This window comes from Streptomyces sp. NPDC004327 (assembly GCF_042873935.1).
GTDB lineage: Bacteria > Actinomycetota > Actinomycetes > Streptomycetales > Streptomycetaceae > Streptomyces.
The window spans coordinates 493,426-514,937 of sequence record NZ_JBIAME010000006.1 but is presented as its reverse complement, the minus strand read 5'-3'; the positions used below and the strand labels follow the sequence as shown (position 1 = coordinate 514,937).

Genomic DNA, 21,512 nt, shown 5'->3' with positions numbered 1-21,512 from the left:
GGGTGGTGAGGGTGTTCGGCACACGTACGAGCCCACAGTAGTCCGGTCGGTGCGACGTGGTCGGGGAGGCGAGGGAGGTCACTTGTAGGATGACTGGGCAACCGGGCGAATAGGGGTTTTCGATGGCACTTCAGGCGGCGGGACGGACCTCGCTGGTGGATTCCGTGGTGGGGCAGTTGCGGGCCCAGCTCGCCGACGGCGAGTGGTCGGTGGGCGACCGCATCCCCACCGAGCACGAGCTGGCGGCGCTCCTCGGCGTCGGCCGCAACACCGTCCGCGAGGCCGTCCGGGTGCTCGTGCACGCCGGGCTCCTGGAGTCCCGCCAGGGCAACGGCACCTTCGTCAGGTCCACCGCCGATCCGGCCGCCGTGCTCGGCGCCGTGCGGCACGCGGGCGCCCGCGACGTCCTGGAGCTGCGCGCCGCCCTGGAGGCGGAGGCGGCCCGGCTCGCCGCCGTCCGGCGCGACACCCACGACCTGCTGCGGCTGCGGGCGGCCCTGACCACCCTGCGCGAGGAGGGCGACCGGGACGCGGACGCCGACCTCGCCTTCCACCTGGCCGTCGTCGAGGCCACCCACAACACGGCCTTCCGCGAGGTCTACCGCTTCTTCTCCACCCAGGTCCACGAAGTGCTCGTCGAGGCGCTGTGCGACGCGGAGATGCCGGCGGTCGACATCGACCTGCACGAGGCCGTCGTGGTGGCCATCGAGGAGGGCGACGCCGAGGCGGCGGAGGCGGGCGCCCGGGAGCTGCTGCGGCTGCCGATCGAGACGCACGCCGCGCTGGCCGGGGACGATGCCCGATGACGCGCGACTCCTCGGCCCCGGTCCTCGTCGACGCGGAGGCCGACGTCCTGCCCTCCGCCGCCGGCACGGCCGCCCGGCGGGCCCTGCTCGCGCACCCGGCACTGCTCCTGGCCGGCATCGTGCTCGCCTCGCTCAACATGCGGGCCGCGCTCGCGAGCGTGTCACCGCTGGTGAGCGAGCTGGCGCGGACGTACGGGCTGTCGTCGGCGGCCAGTTCGCTGGTGACCTCGGTGCCGGTGCTCTTCCTTGGCCTCGGCGCGCTGGTGGCGCCCTGGCTCGGCCGCCGCTTCGGCGCCGAGCGGGTGCTCCTCGCGGCGCTGCTGCTGCTCGGCGCGGGCATCCTCGTGCGGATCCTGCCGTCGGCGGCCGCGCTGTACGCGGGCGGTGTCCTGGTCGGCACCGCGATCGCCCTGCTCAACGTCCTGATGCCGGGCCTGATCAAGCGTGACTTCCCGGACCGGGCCGCGTCCATGACCTCCGTCTACACCGGCGCCATGATCGCCGGCGCCACCGTCGTCGCCGCCTCCTCGGTGCCGCTGGAGCGGGCCCTCGGCGGCTGGCGGGCGTCCCTCGGCGTCTGGTCGCTGCTCGCGGTCGTGGCGGCGCTCGCCTGGCTGCCGCAGGTGATCGTCGCCCGGGGCCGTACGGGCCACGAGGTGCGGGCCGCCCGGGCACCGGCCGCGCGGCCGGTGAACGTGTGGCGGTCGGCACTGGCCTGGCAGGTCACGCTCTTCATGGGGCTTCAGTCGCTGTGGACGTACGTGCTGATCGCCTGGATGCCGACGATCTTCACCGACCACGGGATGAGCCGCTCCGCCGCCGGTGTGGTCTTCGCCTTCAACAACCTGCTGCAGGTGGTGGGCGCCTTCGCCGTCCCGCTGCTCGCGGGCCGGATGCGCGGCCAGCGCCCGCTGATCGTGCTCGTCACCTCGCTGGTGGCGGCCGGCTACGCGGGCCTCATCGCGGCCCCGGTGGCGGGCGCCTGGCTCTGGTCGGCGCTGCTCGGCGTCGGGCAGGGCGGGGCGGTGGGCCTCGCGCTCACCCTGATCGTGCTGCGCACGGGCGACGCGGTGACCGCCGCCCGGCTCTCCGGCATGGCCCAGACCGTCGGCTATCTCCTGGCCGCCGCGGGCCCGCTGGCCGCCGGCGCCCTGCACCAGGCCAGCGGCTCGTGGACGCTGCCGCTGGCCGTCGTGCTCGGCGTGTGCGCGACGGCGCTCGGGGTGGGACTGCTCGCGGCCCGGAACCGTACGGTCTGAGGACCTCGACCGGTCCTGCCGTACGCCTCCGGGCCGCGGGCCGGGCGTCAGGGTGCCGTACGGCCTACTCCTCGCCCGCCAGCGTCATCGTCCGCAGCTTGGCGGCCGCGCACCAGGTCGCTCCGACGGTGACCGCGACGAGCAGCACCACGGCCGTCGGCAGCGCCACCTCGGAGGTGATCAGGGCGTCGCCGGTGACCTTCTCGGCGAGCGCGAGCGCCCACTGCTGGACGCTGAGGGTCTTGGCGCCGGAGATCAGGGAGCCGAACAGCGCCTCCCAGACCAGGGCGTAGACCAGGCCGATGACGACGGCGTGCCGGCTGACCGTGCCGAGCAGCAGGAACAGCGCGCTGTAGGCGATGGAGGCCACCAGGGCCGCCACCGTGTAGGCGACCGCGACCTGCTGGCCGTTGCCGTTGAGGATGAAGCCGGCGATCAGGGTCGGCACGGCGGAGAAGACCATCGTGACGGCGACGGCCACGAACAGCTTGGTGACGATGATCGTCGACCGCTTCACCGGCTTGGCGAGGAGATAGACGATCGAGCCGTCGTCGATCTCCGGTCCGATCGCGCCGGTGCCGGCGATCACGCCGATCAGCGGCACCATCGTGGCGAGCGCGAAGCCGCCGAGGACATTGGCGGCGACCTGGTCGTCGGCGCCGTTGAACATCCGGATCGCGGCGGCGATCACGATCAGCATCGCGGGCAGCGCGAAGAGGATCAGTGCCCGCCTGCGGCCGAGGAGGGCCCGGTAGGTGAGCCGGGCGACGGTGGGGTGATACATCGGTCGGGCTCCTTTCAGGCCGCTACGAGGTACGAGAAGACGGATTCGAGGGACTCGTCCGAGGGCGAGACCGTGTGCAGCCGGATACCGCGCTCCTTGGCGACCTTCGGGAGGAGTGCGGTGAACCGGCCGAAGTCCACGGCCTGGACGCGCAGTCCGCCCTCCGTGTGGTCGACCTCGATGCCGGCCGTCGACGGATCGGCGATGAGCGCGGCCGCGAGGGCCCGGTCGTCGCTGGAGCGGACGAGATAGCGGTGCGGCCGGTCGGTCATCAGCCGGCGGATCCGCCGGAAGTCGCCGGAGGCGGCGTGCCGTCCGGCCACGATCACCTCGATGTGCGAGGCGAGCTGCTCGACCTCCTCCAGGATGTGCGAGGAGAACAGCACCGTGCGGCCGTCGGCGCCCATCCGGCGCAGCAGGTCCATCAACTGCATGCGCTGGCGCGGGTCCATGCCGTTGAACGGCTCGTCGAGCAGCAGCACCGACGGCTCGTGGACGAGGGCCGAGGCCATCTTCACGCGCTGCCGCATGCCCTTGCTGTACGTGGCGATCTTGCGGTCCTGCGCGTACTCCATCTCCACCGTGGCGAGGGCCCTGCGGGCCTCCGCGTCGCCGAGGCCCTGCAACTCGGCGTTGGCGACGACGAATTCGCGGCCGGTGAGGAAGTCGTACATCGCCTCCCGCTCCGGCACGACGCCGATCTTCGTGTAGACCGACTCGTTGCGCCAGATCGTCTCGCCGTCGAGGGTGACGGTGCCGGTGGAGGGTGCGAGGAAGCCGCCCATCATGTTGATGAGGGTGGACTTCCCTGCGCCGTTGGGGCCGAGCAGGCCGGTGACGCCCGGACCGATGGTCATGGTGACGTCGTTGACAGCCACGACATTGCCGAACCAGCGCGAGGCGTGGTCGATGTTGAGCACTGTCACAGCCCGACCTTTCGGTAGCGGCGCATCAGCACGCCGTACGAGCCGGCGATGAGCGCGAGGACGACCAGCAGATAGATCGCGCCGACTCCGGTGCCGGGCGCCGCGCCCTCACCGCCGGGGAACTGGGTGGGCGCGCCGAGGAAGGCCGACTGCACGCCGCCGATGAGGGTGACCGGCGAGAACAGGCCGATCCACTTGACGGCGCCGATGTGGTCGGTGCCGTAGGCGATGCCCTGGAGGGTGGAGACCGCCCCGTACGAGATCACCAGCGTGGCGATGACGGCGGCGACGCCGAAGCCGCGGCGCGGGGTCAGGGCCGCCATGACGAGCCCGATGCCACCGAAGAGGAGGGAGAGCAGGGCCACGGACACCAGGCCCTGGCCGAACATCTCGGCCTGGTCGGCGAAGTCCATCTTGGCGAGCAGCGATCCGATCCACATGATCAGCAGGGGTGAGGCGGTCAGGATGAAGAGCGCCGAGGTCATCGCGGCGAACTTGGCGAGGACGTAGTCCACGCGCTCGATCGGGCGGGCGAAGTACAGCGGCACGGTCCGGAAGCGCAGGTCGCGGGAGACGGACTGCGGGGCCTGGGACGCCACGAAGATGCTGATCACCATCTGGAGGAAGACGGCGTACTGGGTGTACTCCATCACCAGCTTCGAGGACTTGGTGAAGACCGCGACCGCGACGATGATCAGCGCGGGCACGCACATCACGGCGAACAGCAGCATCGGCAGCACCTTCGACTTGGCGCTGCGGCCAAGGCCGTACGCGCCGCGCAGCGACTGCGAGAACAGCGCCCGGCGGGCGGCGGAGCGGCCGAGGCGCGGGCCGTCGTAGCTGCGGTAGCCGATGTTGTGGATGCGGGTGTCCGCCGGCGTCGCGGCGGACGCCGCGGCCTGGGCGGGCCCGGGGGTCTGGGGGCTCATCGCGCCGCCACCTCCTCCTGCTGCTTGTCCGCGGCCTTGAAGACCTCGGCGATGTGGTGCCGGCGCTGCTCCATGCGGACCAGGCCGAGGCCGAGGCCGGCGACGGTGTCGCGGACCAGGTCGTAGGTCTCCTCGCCCGGGGCCTCCAGGAGCAGGATGTGCCCGGCGCCCGGCAGCCCGTCCTCCACGCCCGCGTGGAGCGTGACGCCGGCGGCGGTGAGGGCCGTGCGCAGCGCCTCGGTGCCGTCGGGGTGCTCGTCGGAGTCGGTGACCTCGACGGCGAGGGTGGTCGTGCTGCGGGTGAAGTCGCGGGTGGCGCTGGACCGGAGCAGCTTGCCGCCGTCGATGACGACGACGTGGTCGCAGGTGCGCTCCAGCTCGCCGAGCAGGTGCGAGGTGACCAGGACCGAGATGCCGAAGTCCGTCCACACGCGGCGGATCAGGCCGAGCATGTCGTCCCGGCCGACCGGGTCGAGGCCGTTGGTCGGCTCGTCGAGCAGCACCAGCTGCGGGTCGTGGACCAGCGCCTGGGCCAGCTTCACGCGCTGCTTCATGCCCGTCGAGTAGCCGCCCATGGGGCGGTAGCGCTCCTCGTACAGGCCGACGTGGCGCAGGGTGTCGGCGGTCCGCTCGCGGGCGGCGGTCGGCGGCAGCCCGGACATGCGCGCCATGTGCACGACGAACTCGGTGGCCGAGACGTCGGGCGGCAGGCAGTCGTGCTCCGGCATGTACCCGACCCGCTCGCGGATCCGGTCACCGGCGGTGGCGACGTCGAGTCCGAGGACTTCGGCGCGGCCCTCCGTGGCCGGCGACAGACCGAGCAGGATCTTGATCATCGTGGACTTGCCGGCTCCGTTGGCACCCACGAGTCCGGTCACACCGGGCCCGATGTCCAGGGAGAGCCGGTCAAGAGCGGTCACCCGGGGGAACCGCTTGCTGAGGCTTTCGGTCGCGATCACAGTCACGTTTCGAAGGTAGTGGCGTGCGTCACGGCAGTCGTCAGCCCAACGGCTCGATCCCTCTCCGACTCCAGGTGTACACGCCCGCGCGGAAGCCGAGACGAAGGTCTCGTTTTCCACAGGCCGGTGCACACCCCTTGACGCAGCCGCCGGGCATTGTCACATTCATCGATGTCAAGTTACGGACGCGTAGGGCTACCGGGCGCTCACGCGCGCCCACACACGGACGGGCGGGGTGGCATGGCCTCAACAGGCACGGCGGAGACGCGCGGACTCACCGCGGAACTGCGGGGATTCAGGGAGGTCCAGCGGCTCTCCTACGAGTGCGCGGAGGCCGTCTCGGCCCAGCTCAAGCCGGGCGTGACGGAGCGCGAGGCGGCGCGGATGCAGCGCGACTGGCTGTACGAGCGCGGGGTGAAGGACTGGTTCCACCGGCCCTTCGCCTGGTTCGGCGACCGCACCGCCTTCGTCGACTTCAAGATCCCGCTCCAGTTCTTCCCCACGAACCGGCGGCTGGAGGCCGGGATGCCCTTCATCCTGGACATGGCCCCGGTCCACCGGGGCTACACGGCGGACATCGGCTACTCCGGCTGCCTGGGTCTCAACCCGGTCCACGACAAGCTGCTCGCCGACCTCCGGGACCACCGCGAGCTGATCCTGCGCGAGGTGCGCGAGCGCCGCACGCTGCGGGAGATCTACGAGGACGTGGACCGCCTCATGGTCCGCCAGGGCTACGCCAACCGGCACCGCGCCTATCCCTTCGGCGTCATCGCCCACAAGATCGACCGGGTGAAGGAGCGCCGCTGGGCGCCCACCCTGTTCGGCTTCGGCACCCAGTCCCTCAAGGGCCTGGCGAGCGACGCCCTGCACGGCCACCGCGACGGCTGGTCGCCGCTGTGGTCCCCGTACAAGTTCTCCGACCACCCGCCCAGGCCGGGCCTGTGGGCGGTCGAACCGCACCTCGGATTCCGGGGCACGGGCGCGAAGTTCGAGGAGATCCTGGTCGTCACCGACTCCAAGGACCCCGAGCAGAGCGCCTTCTGGCTGGACGACGACCTGCCGCACGTGCGGCGCTGGAACGAGGAAGGGGTGACCGCGTGATGGCGGGGATCGCGACGCTCAAGGGGGCGCGGGAGCGCTGGGTCCGCACGGGCGGGATCGAGCTGTGCGTGGCCGAGCTGGGTGACGACAGCCGGCCCACCGTCCTGCTCGTGCACGGCTATCCGGACTCCAAGGAGGTCTGGTCGGAGGTGGCGGTCCGGCTCGCCGAGTCCTTCCACGTGGTGCTCTACGACGTGCGGGGCCACGGCCGGTCGACGGCGCCGGCGCCGCTGCGCGGCGGGTTCACCCTGGAGAAGCTGACGGACGACTTCCTGGCCGTCGCGGACGCGGTCAGCCCGGACCGCCCGGTCCACCTGGTCGGCCACGACTGGGGCTCGGTGCAGTCCTGGGAGTTCGTGACCGTGCCGCGCACCGAGGGCCGGATCGCCTCCTTCACCTCGATGTCCGGGCCGTCGCTCGACCACTTCGGGCACTGGATCAAGGGCCGGATGGCCCGGCCCACCCCGCGCCGCGTCGGCCAGCTCCTCGGCCAGGGCGCCAAGTCCTGGTACGTGTACATGCTGCACACGCCCGCGCTGCCGGAGCTCGCCTGGCGCGGGCCGCTCGGCAGGCGCTGGCCGCGCATGCTGGAGCGGGTCGAGGGGATCCCGGCCGGCGACTACCCGACGTCCTCGCTGCCCACCGACGCGGCGCACGGCGCCTGGCTCTACCGGGACAACGTGCGCGCCCGGCTGCTCCGTCCGCGCCCCGACGCGTACGCGCACGCGCCGGTGCAGCTGATCACGCCGACCGGCGACGCCTTCCTCTCCGAGCGGCTCTACGACGACCTGGCCTCCTGGGTGCCGGACCTGACCCGGCGCACCCTGCCGGCCAAGCACTGGGTGCCGCGCACCCGGCCCGACCAGCTGGCGGCCTGGATCACCGGGTTCGCCCTGGCCAACGAGGACCCGGCGACCAAGGCCCCGAAGACGGCGGCGAAGAGCGGCGTGCGCCCGGAGTACGCGGAGCGCTTCGGCGGCCAGCTGGTCCTGGTGACCGGCGCGGCCAGCGGCATCGGCCGGGCCACCGCCTTCGCCTTCGCCGAGGCCGGCGCCCGGGTGATCGCGGTCGACCGGGACGCCGAGGGCGCGGCCCGTACGGCGGAGATGTCCCGGCTCATCGGGGCGCCCGCGGCCTGGGGCGAGACCGCCGACGTCGCCGACGAGCAGGCGATGGAGAAGCTGGCCGCGAAGGTCGCCGCCGAGTACGGCGTGGTCGACGTCCTGGTCAACAACGCGGGCATCGGCCTGACCGGCTCCTTCTTCGACACCACGAGCGAGGAGTGGAAGCGGGTCCTCGACGTCAATCTGTGGGGCGTGATCCACGGCTGCCGGGCCTTCGGCGCGCAGATGGCCGAGCGCGGCCAGGGCGGCCACATCGTCAACACGGCGTCGGCGGCGGCCTTCCAGCCCTCGCGCGCGCTGCCCGCGTACAGCACGTCGAAGGCGGCGGTGCTGATGCTCAGCGAGTGCCTGCGGGCCGAGCTCGCCGAGCAGGGCATCGGGGTCTCGGCGATCTGCCCGGGCATCGTGAACACGGGCATCACGTCGACCGCGCGCTTCGCCGGCGTGACCGACGAGGCCGAGGAGAAGCGCCGCCAGAAGAAGGCGTCGCGGCTCTACGGGCTGCGCAACTACCCGCCGGAGAAGGTCGCGGACGCGATCCTGCGCGCGGTGCTGCGCAACGAGGCCGTGGTCCCGGTGACCCCGGAGGCCCGCGGCGCCCGCGCCCTGTCCCGGCTCGCGCCGGGCGTGCTGCGCGGCCTCGCGCGCGTGCAGCCGCCGGCGTAGGCGGGGGGCGGGCGGTCGTACGATCCCTCGACGGGTGAAGGGAGCGGTCGGTGGGAGCGGTTTTGTCGGAGCAGTCGTCGGAGCGGTCGTCCGAACGGTCGCCGGAGCATGCGCCTGAGCGGGCGGGGCATCCGGAGTACCGGATCGAGGATCTGGCCCATCGCAGCGGGGCCACCGTGCGGACGATCCGCGCCTACCAGGACCGCGGGCTGCTGCCCCGCCCGGAGCGCCGCGGCCGGTCGAACGTGTACGGGGACACGCATCTGGCCCGGCTGCGGCAGATCGCCGACCTGCTCGACCGGGGCTACACCCTCGCCTCCATCAAGGAGCTCCTGGAGGCGTGGGACGCCGGGCGCGGGCTCGGCGGAGTCCTCGGCCTGGTCGCCGAGGTCGACGGGCCGTGGACGGACGAGGAGGCCGACCGGATCTCGCGCGCCGAGCTCGACGCGAGGTTCGGCGGCGAGCCCGACGAGGACGCGGTCCGGGAGGCCGTCGAGCTCGGCGTCCTGGAGCGCATCCCGGACCGGGAGGGCGAGGAGTACCTCGTCCCGAGTCCCCAGGAGCTGGCGGTGGCGGCCGAGTTGCACGCGGCCGGCGTGCCGCTCGCCGCGATCACCGGTCATCTGCGGGAACTTCGCGGCCAGGTCGAGCACATCGCCGCCCGTTTCCTGGAGTTCACCAGCGAGCACGTCTTCGCCCGCTACCTGGAGCACCGGCCGCCGACGGACGCGGACGCGGAGGAGGCGACGGACCTGGTGCGCCGGCTCCGCCCGCTCGCCCAGCAGACCGTGGACGCCGAACTGGCCCGTGCGATGCGTCTGTTCGCCACCGCTCACCTGCAGTTCCACCTGTCCCCGGACGCACCCCCGCCGGGCGGCCGCGAGCCGCGCACGGTCGCGCTGCCGCCGGAGACGATCCGGGCCGTACAGCGGCTCGTCGGCCAGGAGAACGTGTCGGCGTTCATCACGGCGGCCGCCGAACGGGAGGTGCAGACCAGGACATTGGACATACTCGCCTCAAATGGCGCAAAAGACAGCCAAGTCGGCCAATCCCCCTGAATCCACACGGCCGTTGTCCACAGAAGCGCCAACTTACCTGTGGATAAATGCAGTTGGCTGTGGATCAAACCCGGAGCTTCAATGAATTCATGAACGACGAGAAACGCACCGTGAAGGTGTCGAAATACCTCTCGAAGCACCTGCGCCACCAGCCCGAAAGGATCGGGCTCGTGCTCGACGCCCACGGCTGGACCGAGATCGACGCGCTCCTGCGCGCCGCCGCCGCGCACGGCTTCCCGATCACCCGTGCCGAGCTCGACCACGTGGTCGCCGCCAACGACAAGAAGCGCTTCGCGGTCGAGGGCACCCGGATCCGGGCCAGCCAGGGCCACACCGTCCCGGTCGACCTCGCCCTGCCGGCGGCCGAACCGCCCGCGTACCTCTTCCACGGTACGGTCGCCGCCCGGCTCCCCGCCATCCGGGCCGAGGGCCTGCGCCCCATGACCCGGCACCACGTCCACCTCTCGCCCGACCGCGAGACCGCCACCCGCGTCGGTGCCCGCCGCGGCCGCCCGGTGGTGCTGAGCGTCGACGCCGGCGCGATGCACCGGGCCGGGCACGTGTTCCACGTCAGCGCCAACGGCGTCTGGCTCACCGACGCCGTACCGCCGCGGTTCATCCGCTTCCCCGGCTGAGGACCGCCACGGGCCCCCTTCCCCGTCCTTCGGGCATGATCGTTCCCATGGGACGACACCAGCACCCGCACCTGCCCACGACCGAATCGGCCGTCGGGGCCATCCGCGCCGTCGCCCAGGAGTTCCATCTGGAGATGCTCGTCACCGACGACATCGGCGCCGACCAGACCTCCCGCCGCACCTCCGCCGGCGCCTTCACCGTCCTCGACCCGGACGGCACCCTCCCCCACGAGGCGTTCGTCGAACTCGGCGGCACCCCCTCGGTCAGCATCCGCCTCTACCCCGAGGACGACGCGCAGATCACCGTCGAAGGAGTCGTCTTCGACGACGTGCCGCGCGACGCCGTCCCCGCCTTCCTCCGCTCCGCCTTCGGCGGCCTCGCCCACGTCAAGGGCCGCTTCTTCCCGCCCGGCTGGTGGCTGGTCGTCCCGCTCCCCGGCGACGAGACCTACAAGGAACTCGTCACCCTCCGCATGCTCTCGCCCTGGCTCTCCGGACGGGTCCGCTGACCCGTCCGGCGCCGCCTCAGCGCAGCTGGTCCAGCGCGTCCGTGGCGATCTTCTCGAAGACCGACTCGTCGGCCGCGAACACCGAGTCCGCGATCGGCATGTGGACGACCAGCTCCGTGAAGCCCAGCTCGAAATGCTTCCCCGCGAAGTCCACGAAGGCGTCGAAGGAGTCCAGCGGGCGGTCCGGGGTGAAGCCCGTGAGCAGGACCTTCTCCATCGGCTCGACGTCCCGGCCGATCTCCGCGCATGCCTTGCCCAGCTTGGCGATCTGCCCGCGCAGCGCCTCCAGGGACTGCTCCGGGGTGCCGTCCTCGAACAGCTTCGGGTCCCCCGTCGTCACCCACGCCTGCCCGTGCCGCGCGGCCAGCCGCAGCCCGCGCGGGCCCGTCGCCGCCACCGCGAACGGCAGCCGGGGGCGCTGCACACAGCCGGGGATGTTGCGGACCTCGTCCGCCGAGTAGAACGTGCCCCGCTCCGAGACCACGTCCTCGGTGAGCAGCCGGTCCAGCAGCGGCACGAACTCGGCGAACCGGTCCGCACGCTCCTTAGGCGTCCACGCCTCCTGGCCCAGGGCCGTCGCGTCGAAGCCGTTGCCGCCCGCGCCGATGCCGAGGGTGATCCGCCCGCCCGAGATGTCGTCGAGCGTGATCAGCTCCTTGGCGAGCGTGACCGGGTGCCGGAAGTTCGGCGAGGTGACGAGCGTGCCCAGGCGCAGCCGCTCGGTGGCCCCGGCGGCGGCGGTCAGCGTCGGGAGGGCCCCGAACCAGGGGCCGTCCCGGAAGCTCCGCCAGGACAGGTGGTCGTAGGTGTACGCGGTGTGGAAGCCGAGGTCCTCGGCCCGCCGCCAGATCTTCTGTCCCTCGGCCCACCGGTGGATGGGAAGGATCACCGTACTCAGACGCATACCACCGACCCTACGGGAACCGCCGGCGCATGGTCGGGGCGCTGGTGGGCGCGGCCCCGGCTCCCCGTCGGATTCAGCGCAGCAGCCAGCTCAGCAGCGTCGTGGCCGTGAACACCGCGCCCGACGCCAGACCGACCGCGCGCGGGGTCAGCAGCCCGGGGCCTTCCGAGGGCGGGGACTGCGGCACCGGAGCCAGCAGCGCGTCCGCGAAGGCCCGTGCGGTCGGCGGGCGGTCCGCCTGCTCGACGGACATCGCGGCCCGCAGCAGCAGGGCGACGTTCGCGGGGAGCTCCGCCTCGGCCGGGAGCGCCGGCAGCGTCGAGGCGGCCGGCTGGTCGGTCATCAGCGCGGTGGCCCGCCCGCCCGGGCCGAACGGCTTCTTCCCGGTCAGCAGCTCGTAGGCCACGACGGCCAGCGCGTACACGTCGGCCCTGCCGTCGAACCCACCGGTCTGGAAAGCCTGTTCCGGTGCCATGTACGCGGGCGTGCCCGTGGTCACCGTCAGCCCGGACGCGTCGGCCAGCTGCTTCGCGCTGCCCAGATCCGCCACCAGCACCGCGGCGGGCGCGGGGCCCGTGGCGAGCAGCAGGTTGGACGGCTTGACGTCGCGGTGCACCACACCCGCCTCGTGCAGGACCTGGACCGCGTAGCCCGCCTCCGCGGCCAGCCGCAGCGCCTCCTGCGGGTCGCACCGGCCGACCCGGTCCTCCAGAGTGCCGCCGCGCACGTAGTCCATGACGAAGTAGGGCCGGTCCTCCTGCACCCCGACGTCGTGCACGCGGACCACCCGCGGGCTGGCGATCCGGCGCAGCAGCCTCGCCTCCGCCAGGAACCGCTCGCGCACATCGGCGTTGGCGGCCCAGTTGTCGGCCAGCACCTTCACCGCGACCTCGGTGTCGAGCTCCGGATCGTAGGCCTTCCAGACCGTCGCGAAGGAGCCGGCTCCGAGCCGCTCCAGGAGGAGGTAACGGCCGAGCTTGCGCATGTGGCAGCATTCTGCCGGAGTCGACGGGGAGTGGGGAACTCCCGTTCGGCGGGCGGGAAGCCAAGCAGGACGAAACGGGGGATCCGGGTGTTCGAGGAAGGCGAGCTGGAACGGCTCGTGGCGGCTGCCCAGGCGGGGGACCCGGGGGCGATGGAGTACCTGCTGGCCAAGCTGCGGCCGATGGTGCTGCGACGCTGCTCGCGCTTCCTGCCCCATCACGCCGACGCGGAGGAGGCCGCGCAGGACGCCCTCCTGGCCATCAGCACGCACCTGGGCGAGTACGGCGGCCACGGCTCCTTCCTGGGCTGGGTGACGGTGATCGCCTCGAACGCCGCCCGGTCCACCTACCGCTCGATGCGCCGACGCGCCGAGGACAGCCACGCCGACCTCCCCGAGTCCGTCGACCCGCGCACCACCAGCGTCATCGCCGGAAGCCGGCTCGACCTGATGGAGGCGTTGGCCGCGCTGGAGCAGCAGCACCCCGCCCTGGTGGAGTCCTTCGTGCTGCGCGACCTGGGCGACCTGACCTACGACCAGGTGGCCGAGCAGCTGGACGCCCCGTTGGGCACGGTCAAGGACCGCATCCACCGGGCCCGCCGCTTCATGCGCGAGCGCCTGGTCGCCGGTCCGTGAAGGGCGGTCCCGCGAGGGGCGGCGGCCGCGCCGTCGTCCGGCCCCGGTCCGCCGTCGCCGCCCTGGTGGCAGCCGCCGCGCTCGGACTGGTGACCGGCCGGTTCGTCCTGCCCTCGCCGCCCGGCGCCGACGCGCACCCGCCGGAGCGGTCGGTCGCCGCGGCCGGCGGGGCATCCCAGGGCGCGTCCGCTCCCGCGACGCCCGGCGCGTCCACCCCGACGCCCTCGGCCTCCGGCTCGGCCTCGGGCTCGGGCTCGGCCTCCGGCTCCGGTTCCGGTGCGCCGGCCGGTGCGACCGGGCCGGTGACGAAGGCGAACCTGCTGGCACCCTCGGCGTTCGGCCCGGACGCCGGCATCGGGAAGATCCACGTCACCGACCGGTACGGCGACGGGCATTACGCCAACGCGGCCTGCACCGGGGAGAAGACCCTCGAGGAGACCCTGGGCGGGCCCGGTGCCCACTTCCGCGGACTGATGACCAGCCCCCGCACCAACCCGAGCGACCCCACGCTGGCCTTGGACGGCGCCGACCAGGTCGCCCGCGAGGTCGCCGCCGAGGCCCGGAGCGCTTCCCTGGCTCAGAACTTCGCCCAGCGCCTGCTGCTGGAGCAGGTGCCCTGCCAGGAGGAGACGCCAGGGCACTGGGTCTACGGAAGGACCACGACGCTGCGGCTCGCCCCGGACGTCACCGCGAGCTGGATGGGCGCCTACCAGGGAACCCTCAACACCACCGGCACGGCGCCCGAGGGCAAGGAGCCCTGCGGCGGCATCGCCGTGCTGCGCAGCGGCACCCACTACGGGGTGCTGGAGGTCAACGCCTGTCTGGGGACGGCCGCGATGGACCGCGTCGTCAGGACCGCTCTGTCACAGCTGTGAAACAGGCGGTCGGCGCTCCAACTTTCCGCTCCCCGCCGGCATCTCCCCCGGTTGTACGAGGACGCAGCAGGCGTCCCGACCAGCAGGGGGACCAGATGACCGAGAACCAGACCGTCCAGCAGAAGTCCGTCCGCCGCAACCGTTTCGCCGCCGCGGCCTGCTTCGCCGCCGCGGTGATCACGGCCACCTTCGTCGGCACCCAGTCGGCCAGCGCCGACGGTGCCGCGGGCGGCGCCACGGCCGGCGCCCGCCCGGCTGCGGTCGCGGTCGCCGCGCCCGGACTCGGCTCCGCCGACCTCGTCCAGAGCGAGGACTACGTCCGGCGGGGCCTGAACCCGGTCGGCGCGACCGTGACGCTGAACGGACGCCAGGGGCTGTCCGCGTGCTCCGGCGAGGAGACGATGCGCGACCTGACCAAGGGCAAGGCCACCGCCTACGCGTCCGTGACCTGGACCTTCGACACCAGCGGCCTGCTGACCGAGTCGGCCGCGAGTGCCCCCACCAAGGCCGCGGCCGCCACGTGGGAGAAGCAGCTCGTCGCGCTCGTCCAGGACTGCCGGCACGAGCCCGCCGGCCACTGGTACTACGGCGCGGCCCACACCCTGACCACCACCGGCGGCACCGCCCGCTGGTACCCGGCCCACAACGGCGACGGCACCGTCAGCGGCGGGGTCGCGGTGCTGCGCAGCGGCACCAAGGTCGCCGTCGTCGAGCTCAGCGGCCGGCCCGCCTACGCCCCGAACTCCTTCGCGGGCCTCGCCGGCGCGGCGCTGAACCGCCTCTCCTCCTGAACGGCCAGTCCCGCTCCGCCCGCGCCGCCGGGCGGAGCGGGACCGCGTCCCACCCCGCCGCACTCAGATGTGCGGCCCCTCGCACGCCCGTGCAGATTGTGCGGAACAATGGGCCGGTGACCTCACCCCACCTCGCGCGCCCCGAAGGCCCCGCCGTCCGGCTGATCGCCACCGACCTCGACGGCACCCTGCTGCGGGACGACAAGTCCGTATCGGAGCGCACGGTCGCCGCGCTCGCCGCCGCCGAGCGGGCCGGCATCGAGGTCTTCTTCGTCACCGGCCGCCCGGCCCGCTGGATGGACGTCGTCAGCGAGCACGTCCACGGCCACGGCCTCGCCATCTGCGCCAACGGCGCCGCGGTCGTCGACCTGCACGCGGGCGGCACGTTCGTGGAGGTCCGCCCGCTGGAGCGGCCGACCGCCCTGGAGGTCGTCCGGACGCTGCGCGCGGCCGCCCCCGGCACCACCTTCGCCGTCGAGCTCACCACCGGCATCCACTACGAGCCGCAGTACCCGCCGTTCTTCCTCGACCCCGGCGCCACCGTCGCCACGGCCGAGAAGCTCCTCTTCGAGGAGGCGCCGGGCGCCGCCGCCCCCGTCCTGAAGCTGCTCGCCCAGCACCCCGAGCTCGACCCGGACGTCTTCCTCGCCACCGCCCGCGAGGCCGCCGGCGACCTGGCCTCCTTCACCCGCTCCAGCCCCACCGCGCTCATCGAGATCAGCGGCCACGGCGTCTCCAAGGCCTCCACCCTCGCCCAGTGCTGCGCCGCCCGCGGCATCGCGCCCGACCAGGTCGCGGCCTTCGGCGACATGCCCAACGACATCGAGATGCTCAGCTGGGCCGGCCGCTCGTACGCCATGGGCAACGCCCACCCCGACGTGATCGCCGCCGCCTCCGGCCGCACGGCCGGCAACAACGAGGACGGCGTGGCCGTCGTCATCGAGCAGCTGGTCGCCGAGGCCGTGCGGAACGCCAGCTAGTCCGGGGCGGGATCGGGCCGGGAGCAGGCCGGGAGCAGAGCGGGGCTCAGGCGGCCGGGATCAGAGCGGGGCCTCCCACACCACCGTCGTACCGCCGCCGTCCTCACCGATGCCCGGGCCGACCCGGCTCGCGCCGCCGAGCGACTCGGCGCGCCGGGCCAGGTTGCGCAGTCCGCTGCGGCGGCCGCCCTCCGGGATGCCGACGCCGTCGTCGGCGACCGAGAGCCGCACGCCCCGGGTGCCGTCCGGCAGGGTGACGCCGGCGTCGACGACCACCTCGATCCGGGTGGCCTCGGCATGCCGGAAGGCGTTCGACAGCGCTTCGCGCAGTGCGGCGATGAGGTTCTTGCCGGTGAGGTCGCCCACGGACGCGTCGATCGCGCCGACGAAGCGGTGCGCGGGCTTGAAGCCGAGCGGCACGGCGGCCATGTTGATCTCCCGCAGCACCCGGGTGCGCAGCCCCGACGGCGCCTCCGCCGGGCCCTGCTGGAGCGCGAAGATCGCCGTACGGATCTCCTGGATGGTCACGTCCAGCTCGTCCACGGCCTTGCCGACGCCCTCCTGCACGGCCGGCACGACCGACTTGCGCTGCGCGCTCTCCAGCATCATCCCGGTGGCGAACAGCCGCTGGATGACCAGGTCGTGCAGGTCCCGGGCGATCCGGTCGCGGTCCTCGTAGACGGCCAGCCGCTCCCGGTCCCGCTGCGCGTCGGCCATCATCAGCGCGAGCGCCGCCTGCGAGGCGAACTGGGTGGCGAGCGTCCGCTCGGCCTCGGTGAACTGCCGGGCGCCGCGGGCCCGCGGGGTGGCGAGCGCGCCGAGCACCCGGCCGCCGCTCTGCAGCGGCAGCAGCATCGCGGGGCCGTAGGCGGCGGAGAGCCGGTTCAGCATCCGCGGGTCGGAGGAGGCGTCGGCGAGGAACACCGCCTCGCCCTCCATCAGCCGCTGCACGACGGCGCTCTCGGGCCCGATCACGACCCCCAGCCACTTGGCCGGCCCCGACGAGGAGACGGCGACGATCTCCAGGCCGCCCTCCTCCGCCGGCAGCAGCACGATGCCGGCGGCCGAGTCGGCGAGCCTGCGGGCCTGTTCGGCGACGACGGTGAGCGCGTCGTCGGCGTCGCCGCCGGACAGCAGGGCGGTGGTGACGGCCACGGAGCCGTCGATCCAGCGCTCGCGCTGCCGGGCCGCCTCGTACAGGCGGGCGTTGCCGATGGCGATCCCGGCCTCGGTGGCGAGCACCCGGACCATGTGGACGTCGTAGTCGTTGAACTCGCCGCCGCCGTTCTTCTCGGCGAGGTAGAGGTTGCCGAAGATCTCGCCCTGGACCCGGATCGGGACGCCGAGGAAGGTCCGCATCGGCGGGTGCCCGGGCGGGAAGCCGGCCGCGCGCGGATCGGCGGACAGATCGGCGAGCCGGATCGTCTGCGGCTCCCGGATGAGCGCCCCGAGCAGGCCCGCGTGCCCGTCCGGGCGGCGCCCGATGCGGCGGGCGACGTCGTCGCCGACGCCGTGGGTGACGAAGTCGGAGAGGCCGTCGCCCTCGTCGTCGACCACGCCGATGGCGGCGTAGCGGGCGTCGGCGAGCTCGGCGGCGGTCTCGCAGATCCGGTCGAGCGTGGAGTGCAGTTCGAGGCCGGTGCCGACGGACCGCATCGCCTCCAGGAGCTGCGGCACCCGCGCGGTGAGCTCGGTGGACAGGCCGTGCAGGCTGCGCGTGGCCCGGGTCGCGGCTTCGAGCGGGTCCGGGGCGTCCGGCACGGCGGCTGTCATGGGGATGAGCCTAGTAAGTCCCATTTGACGGGGAAAGTCGGCTACCTGTTCGGCTACAGGGCCGGCCGCCCGCGTCCGGCTACGGTCCGGTCGCGGGTCCGGCTACGGTCCGGTCGCGGATCCGGCCACAGGTCCGGTCGCGGGTCCGGCTAGCCGGCGGAGGCCAGGTGGAGATCGCTCGCCCGCTCCTGCTCCAGCATCCGCCGCAGCGGCCCGTCGACCGCCGCCAGCTCCGCGTACGTCCCGCGCTGCACGGTCCGGCCGCGCTCCAGGACGACGACCTCGTCGACGGCGTCGAGGCCGTACAGCCGGTGGGTGATCAGGACGGTGGTGCGGCCCTCGGTGGCCCGCAGCAGGTCGTCGGTGAGCGCGTCGGCGGTGGCCAGGTCCAGGTGCTCGGCCGGCTCGTCCAGGACGAGGACCGGGAAGTCGGCGAGGAGCGCGCGGGCCAGCGCGAGGCGCTGCCGCTGACCGCCGGAGAGCCGCGAGCCGTGCTCGCCGACGAGGGTGTCGAGCCCGTCGGGCAGGTCGGCCACCCACTCCAGGAGCCGGGCCCGGCGCAGCGCCTCGCGCAGCTCGTCGTCGCCCGCGCCGGTCCTGGCCAGGCGCAGGTTCTCGCGCAGCGTGCTGTCGAAGAGGTGGGCGTCCTGCGCGCACAGGCCGACGAAGCGGCGTACGTCGTCGCCGTCGAGCTCCGTCGCGGCCGTGCCGCCGATCCGGTACGTGCCCCGCTCCGCGTCCAGGAAGCGCAGCAGCACCTGGGCGAGCGTGGTCTTGCCGGAGCCGGACGCGCCGACGACGGCGACCCGGCGCCCGGCCTCGAGCCGCAGCCCGAAGCCGTCGAGCGCGGGCCGCTCCTGCCCGGCGTGGCGCGCCGTGAGCCCGGCCAGCTCCAGCGGGAACGGGCTCGCCGGGGGAGCGGCGGGCGTGGCCGGCTCGGCCACGGGGACGGGCGCGTCGAGCACGTCGAGGACCCGCTCGGCGCTGCGGCGCACCCGCTGGCGGTACTGGACGGCGAGTGGGAGTCCGGTGACGGCCTCGAACGCGGCGAGCGGGGTGAGCACGACGACGGCGAGCGCGACGCCGTCGAGGCGCCCGTCCCGTACCGCCTGGACGCCGACGAGCGCGGCCCCGGCGACCGTGAGGCCGCAGACCAGGGCGGAGAGCCCGGCGCCGAGGGCGGTGGCGGCGGACTGCCGGGAGGCGATCGCGGTGAGGGTGCGGTCGGCGGTCCTGGCCCCGGCCACACGGCCCTTCAGGGCGCCGGCGACGGTGAGTTCGGCGCAGCCGCGCAGCAGGTCGACGACGGCGGCGGTGAGCCTGCCGCGCGCGGGGGCGAGCTGCCGCTCGGCGCGCCGGGCGAGCGCGCCGGCGGCGAGCGGCACGGCGATCCCGGCGAGCAGCAGGCCCACGGCGAGCACCGCCCCGGCCTCGGGCAGCAGCCAGGCCGTGAACCCGACCGACCCCAGGCCGACAACGAGCGCGGCGCCCACCGGCAGCAGCCAGCGCAGCCAGTAGTCCTGGAGCGCGTCGACGTCCTGGACCAGGCGGTCGAGGAGGTCGCCGCGCCGGGTGCGGCGCAGCCCGGCGGGCGCGATCCGCTCGAGCCGCCGGTAGACGGCGACCCGCAGGTCCGCGAGCATCCGCAGCACGGCGTCGTGCGACACCAGCCGCTCCGCGTACCGGAACACGGCCCGCGCGATGCCGAAGGTGCGGGTGGCGGTGACGGCGACCATCAGATAGAGCACGGGCGGCTGCTCGGACGCCCGCGAGATGAGCCACCCGGACACGGCCATGAGCCCGACGGCCGACCCGAGCGCCACGCTCCCGAACAACAGCGCCAGTACGAGCCGCCCCTTGAGCTGCCCGGCCATGGCGCGGACGCGCCGGAGGGCACTCGACGCGGAGCCGCCCCCGGTGACGGAGCCGCGGTCCCGGTCGTCGCCCCGGCCGTCGGCTCGGTCGTCGGCCCAGTCGCCGCCCCGGCCCTCGGTCCAGTCGCCGTCCCGGCCCTCGCCCCGGCCGTCGGCCCGCGCGTCGTGCCGGTCGGCTCGACCGGCCTGCGCCGGCACGCTCCCGGCACCCGGCACCGTGCCCGCGTCGCCGCCCTGGGGATCGCGCGAGCGTCCCGCGCCGGCCTCTTCGGCCCCCTCGCCGTCCGCCGGAGCCAGCCGCACCACCCGGTCCGCCACCGCCAGCAGCGCCGGCCGATGGACCACGAGGAGGACCGTGCGGCCCACCGCCAGGCGGCGGACCGCGTCCACGACGGCCGCTTCCGTCTCGCCGTCGAGCGCGGCGGTCGGCTCGTCGAGGAGGAGGACCGGGCGGTCGGCGAGGAACGCGCGGGCGAGCGCGAGGCGCTGGCGCTGGCCGGCGGAGAGACCGGCACCGTCCTCACCGAGCAGGGTCCGGTCGCCGTCCGGGAGTTCGGCGACGAAGTCGCCGGCGCCCGCGTCGCCGAGGGCCCGGCGGACGTCGGCGTCGGAGGCGTCGGGGCGGGCCAGGCGGACGTTGTCGGCGATGGTGCCGGCGAAGAGGTAGGGGCGCTGGGGCACCCAGGCGATCCGGGAGCGCCACTGCTCCGCGTCGAGCGTGCCGAGGTCGGCGCCGCCGACCCGGACCGTGCCGCCGGCCTCCGGGACCGCGAAGCCGAGCACCACGTCGAGCAGCGTCGACTTGCCGACGCCGCTCGGCCCGACGAGGGCCACGGTCTCGCCGGGTTCGACGGTGAGCGAGGCCGCGTCGAGCGAGGGCCGCGCGCGGCCCTCGTGCCGCACCGTCACCCGGTCGAGCTCGATCCGCACGGACGGGGGCACCGCTCCCGTACCGCCGGCCGGGAGGGGGTGCTCCAGGACCGCGAAGATCTCATCGGCGGCGGCGAGCCCCTCCGCCGCCGCGTGGTACTGCGTCCCGACCTGTCGCAGCGGCAGATACGCCTCGGGCGCCAGGACCAGGATGACGAGCCCGGTGTAGAGGTCGAACTCGCCGTGGACCAGGCGCATGCCGATGGTGACGGCGACCAGCGCGACTGAGAGCGTCGCGAACAGTTCCAGGGCGAAGGAGGAGAGGAAGGCGATCCGCAGCGTCCGCAGGGTCGCCTGCCGGTAGTCGCCGGTGATCTTCCGGATGTTCTCGGCCTGCGCCTTCGCACGGCCGAAGACCTTGAGGGTGGGCAGCCCGGCGACCACGTCGAGGAAGTGCCCGGAGAGCCGGGAGAGCAGCTGCCACTGACGGTCCATCCGGGCCTGGGTGTACCAGCCGATGAGGATCATGAAGACCGGGATCAGCGGCAGCGTCACCACGATGATCGCGGCCGAGACCCAGTCCTCGGTGACGATCCGGGCGAGGACCGCCACCGGCACCACGACCGCGAGCCCCAGCTGGGGCAGATAGCGGGCGAAGTAGTCGTCGAGCGCGTCCACGCCCCGGGTCGCGAGCGCGGCCAGCGAGCCGGCCCGCTGCCCGCCGAGCCAGCCGGGGCCGAGCCCCGCGGCCCGCTGGAGCAGCCGGCCGCGCAGCTCGGACTTGACCGCCGCGCTCGCCCGGTGGGCGGCGAGTTCGGTGAGCCAGGAGACCAGTGCCCGGCCCGCCGCCACCGCGACGAGCAGCAGCAGCGGGGTGGAGAGCGCGGAAACCGACCGGCCCTGCTGGAAGGCGCCCACCACGACCTCGGCGATGAGCATCGCCTGGGCGATGATCAGCAGCGCCCCGACGAAGCCGAGGGCGACGACCGCCGCCAGGAAGAGGCGGGTGGCCCGGGCGTACCGGAGCAGTCGCGGATCGATCGGTTTCACGTGAAACATCTCCCTGAGGAG

Annotated in this window: 19 protein-coding genes; 11 read left to right on the top strand and 8 right to left on the bottom strand. The window is 73.8% G+C overall.

Features of this window, described 5'->3' with window-relative positions; genetic code table 11:
• Window positions 1-122 precede the first annotated feature (122 nt).
• Together ACFYU9_RS23095 and ACFYU9_RS23090 are read left to right on the top strand one after the other, a co-directional pair.
• Window positions 123-806, top strand: a complete 684-nt coding sequence (locus ACFYU9_RS23095) for a FadR/GntR family transcriptional regulator (protein ID WP_389210645.1) — start codon at window positions 123-125, stop codon at window positions 804-806.
• The gene (locus ACFYU9_RS23090) at window positions 803-2,065 is read left to right on the top strand and encodes a CynX/NimT family MFS transporter (protein ID WP_389345845.1); all 1,263 of its coding nucleotides are present in this window, start codon (window positions 803-805) and stop codon (window positions 2,063-2,065) included. The genes ACFYU9_RS23095 and ACFYU9_RS23090 overlap by 4 nt, the downstream gene beginning before the upstream one ends.
• A gap of 64 nt (window positions 2,066-2,129) precedes the next feature.
• Here ACFYU9_RS23090 and ACFYU9_RS23085 read toward each other — a convergent pair whose 3' ends face one another.
• Genes ACFYU9_RS23085 through ACFYU9_RS23070 form a run of 4 tightly spaced genes read right to left on the bottom strand, consistent with a single transcriptional unit; the run spans window position 2,130 to window position 5,663 of the window.
• Window positions 2,130-2,849 carry an ABC transporter permease gene (locus ACFYU9_RS23085; RefSeq protein ID WP_389210649.1) on the bottom strand — a complete coding sequence of 240 codons (720 nt, stop codon included), beginning with the start codon at window positions 2,847-2,849 and terminating at the stop codon, window positions 2,130-2,132.
• A gap of 14 nt (window positions 2,850-2,863) precedes the next feature.
• On the bottom strand, window positions 2,864-3,775 hold the full coding sequence (locus ACFYU9_RS23080; protein WP_389210652.1) for an ABC transporter ATP-binding protein: 912 nt from the start codon (window positions 3,773-3,775) through the stop codon (window positions 2,864-2,866).
• Window positions 3,772-4,704: an ABC transporter permease gene (locus ACFYU9_RS23075; protein ID WP_389345844.1), complete on the bottom strand. Its 933-nt coding sequence runs from the start codon at window positions 4,702-4,704 to the stop codon at window positions 3,772-3,774. The genes ACFYU9_RS23080 and ACFYU9_RS23075 overlap by 4 nt, the downstream gene beginning before the upstream one ends.
• Entirely contained in the window at window positions 4,701-5,663 is a 963-nt protein-coding gene (locus ACFYU9_RS23070) for an ABC transporter ATP-binding protein (protein ID WP_389211479.1), read from the bottom strand. Before ACFYU9_RS23070 ends, ACFYU9_RS23075 begins: the two co-directional genes overlap by 4 nt.
• A 240-nt stretch (window positions 5,664-5,903) precedes the next feature.
• Here ACFYU9_RS23070 and ACFYU9_RS23065 point away from each other — a divergent pair, with 240 nt between their 5' ends.
• From ACFYU9_RS23065 to ACFYU9_RS23045, 5 genes are all read left to right on the top strand, one after another.
• Complete coding sequence (locus tag ACFYU9_RS23065; protein ID WP_389210656.1) at window positions 5,904-6,764, top strand: M24 family metallopeptidase; 861 nt, start codon at window positions 5,904-5,906, stop codon at window positions 6,762-6,764.
• The gene (locus ACFYU9_RS23060; RefSeq protein WP_389345843.1) at window positions 6,764-8,554 is read left to right on the top strand and encodes an SDR family oxidoreductase; all 1,791 of its coding nucleotides are present in this window, start codon (window positions 6,764-6,766) and stop codon (window positions 8,552-8,554) included. The genes ACFYU9_RS23065 and ACFYU9_RS23060 overlap by 1 nt, the downstream gene beginning before the upstream one ends.
• 62 nt (window positions 8,555-8,616) lie before the next feature.
• Window positions 8,617-9,612 carry a MerR family transcriptional regulator gene (locus ACFYU9_RS23055; RefSeq protein WP_389345914.1) on the top strand — a complete coding sequence of 332 codons (996 nt, stop codon included), beginning with the start codon at window positions 8,617-8,619 and terminating at the stop codon, window positions 9,610-9,612.
• A gap of 89 nt (window positions 9,613-9,701) precedes the next feature.
• Window positions 9,702-10,247 (top strand): RNA 2'-phosphotransferase, encoded by a 546-nt coding sequence (locus tag ACFYU9_RS23050; RefSeq protein WP_389210660.1) that lies wholly within the window; start codon window positions 9,702-9,704, stop codon window positions 10,245-10,247.
• Window positions 10,248-10,294: 47 nt separating this feature from the next.
• Window positions 10,295-10,756 carry a hypothetical protein gene (locus ACFYU9_RS23045; protein WP_389210662.1) on the top strand — a complete coding sequence of 154 codons (462 nt, stop codon included), beginning with the start codon at window positions 10,295-10,297 and terminating at the stop codon, window positions 10,754-10,756.
• Window positions 10,757-10,772: 16 nt separating this feature from the next.
• Here the strand turns inward: ACFYU9_RS23045 and ACFYU9_RS23040 are convergent, their stop codons facing one another.
• Entirely contained in the window at window positions 10,773-11,660 is an 888-nt protein-coding gene (locus tag ACFYU9_RS23040; protein WP_389345842.1) for an LLM class flavin-dependent oxidoreductase, read from the bottom strand.
• A 73-nt stretch (window positions 11,661-11,733) separates the two neighbouring features.
• Window positions 11,734-12,645 (bottom strand): serine/threonine-protein kinase, encoded by a 912-nt coding sequence (locus ACFYU9_RS23035; RefSeq protein ID WP_389345841.1) that lies wholly within the window; start codon window positions 12,643-12,645, stop codon window positions 11,734-11,736.
• Between the two features lie 87 nt (window positions 12,646-12,732).
• Here ACFYU9_RS23035 and ACFYU9_RS23030 point away from each other — a divergent pair, with 87 nt between their 5' ends.
• The 4 genes from ACFYU9_RS23030 (at window position 12,733) to ACFYU9_RS23015 (ending at window position 15,924) form a co-directional block, all read left to right on the top strand.
• Window positions 12,733-13,278, top strand: a complete 546-nt coding sequence (locus tag ACFYU9_RS23030) for an RNA polymerase sigma factor (protein WP_389210669.1) — start codon at window positions 12,733-12,735, stop codon at window positions 13,276-13,278.
• A complete protein-coding gene (locus ACFYU9_RS23025; protein WP_389345840.1) occupies window positions 13,275-14,153 on the top strand; it encodes a hypothetical protein in 879 nt (292 codons plus the stop codon). Before ACFYU9_RS23030 ends, ACFYU9_RS23025 begins: the two co-directional genes overlap by 4 nt.
• A gap of 95 nt (window positions 14,154-14,248) precedes the next feature.
• Window positions 14,249-14,944, top strand: coding sequence for a hypothetical protein (locus ACFYU9_RS23020; protein ID WP_389345839.1), 696 nt, complete (start codon window positions 14,249-14,251; stop codon window positions 14,942-14,944).
• A gap of 116 nt (window positions 14,945-15,060) precedes the next feature.
• Complete coding sequence (locus ACFYU9_RS23015; protein WP_389345838.1) at window positions 15,061-15,924, top strand: Cof-type HAD-IIB family hydrolase; 864 nt, start codon at window positions 15,061-15,063, stop codon at window positions 15,922-15,924.
• Window positions 15,925-15,984: 60 nt separating this feature from the next.
• Here the strand turns inward: ACFYU9_RS23015 and ACFYU9_RS23010 are convergent, their stop codons facing one another.
• Both ACFYU9_RS23010 and cydD read right to left on the bottom strand, forming a co-directional pair.
• Window positions 15,985-17,697, bottom strand: a complete 1,713-nt coding sequence (locus ACFYU9_RS23010) for a GAF domain-containing protein (RefSeq protein ID WP_389345837.1) — start codon at window positions 17,695-17,697, stop codon at window positions 15,985-15,987.
• Window positions 17,698-17,846: 149 nt separating this feature from the next.
• Window positions 17,847-21,500: a thiol reductant ABC exporter subunit CydD gene (gene cydD, locus ACFYU9_RS23005; RefSeq protein WP_389345836.1), complete on the bottom strand. Its 3,654-nt coding sequence runs from the start codon at window positions 21,498-21,500 to the stop codon at window positions 17,847-17,849.
• Window positions 21,501-21,512: the final 12 nt, after the last annotated feature.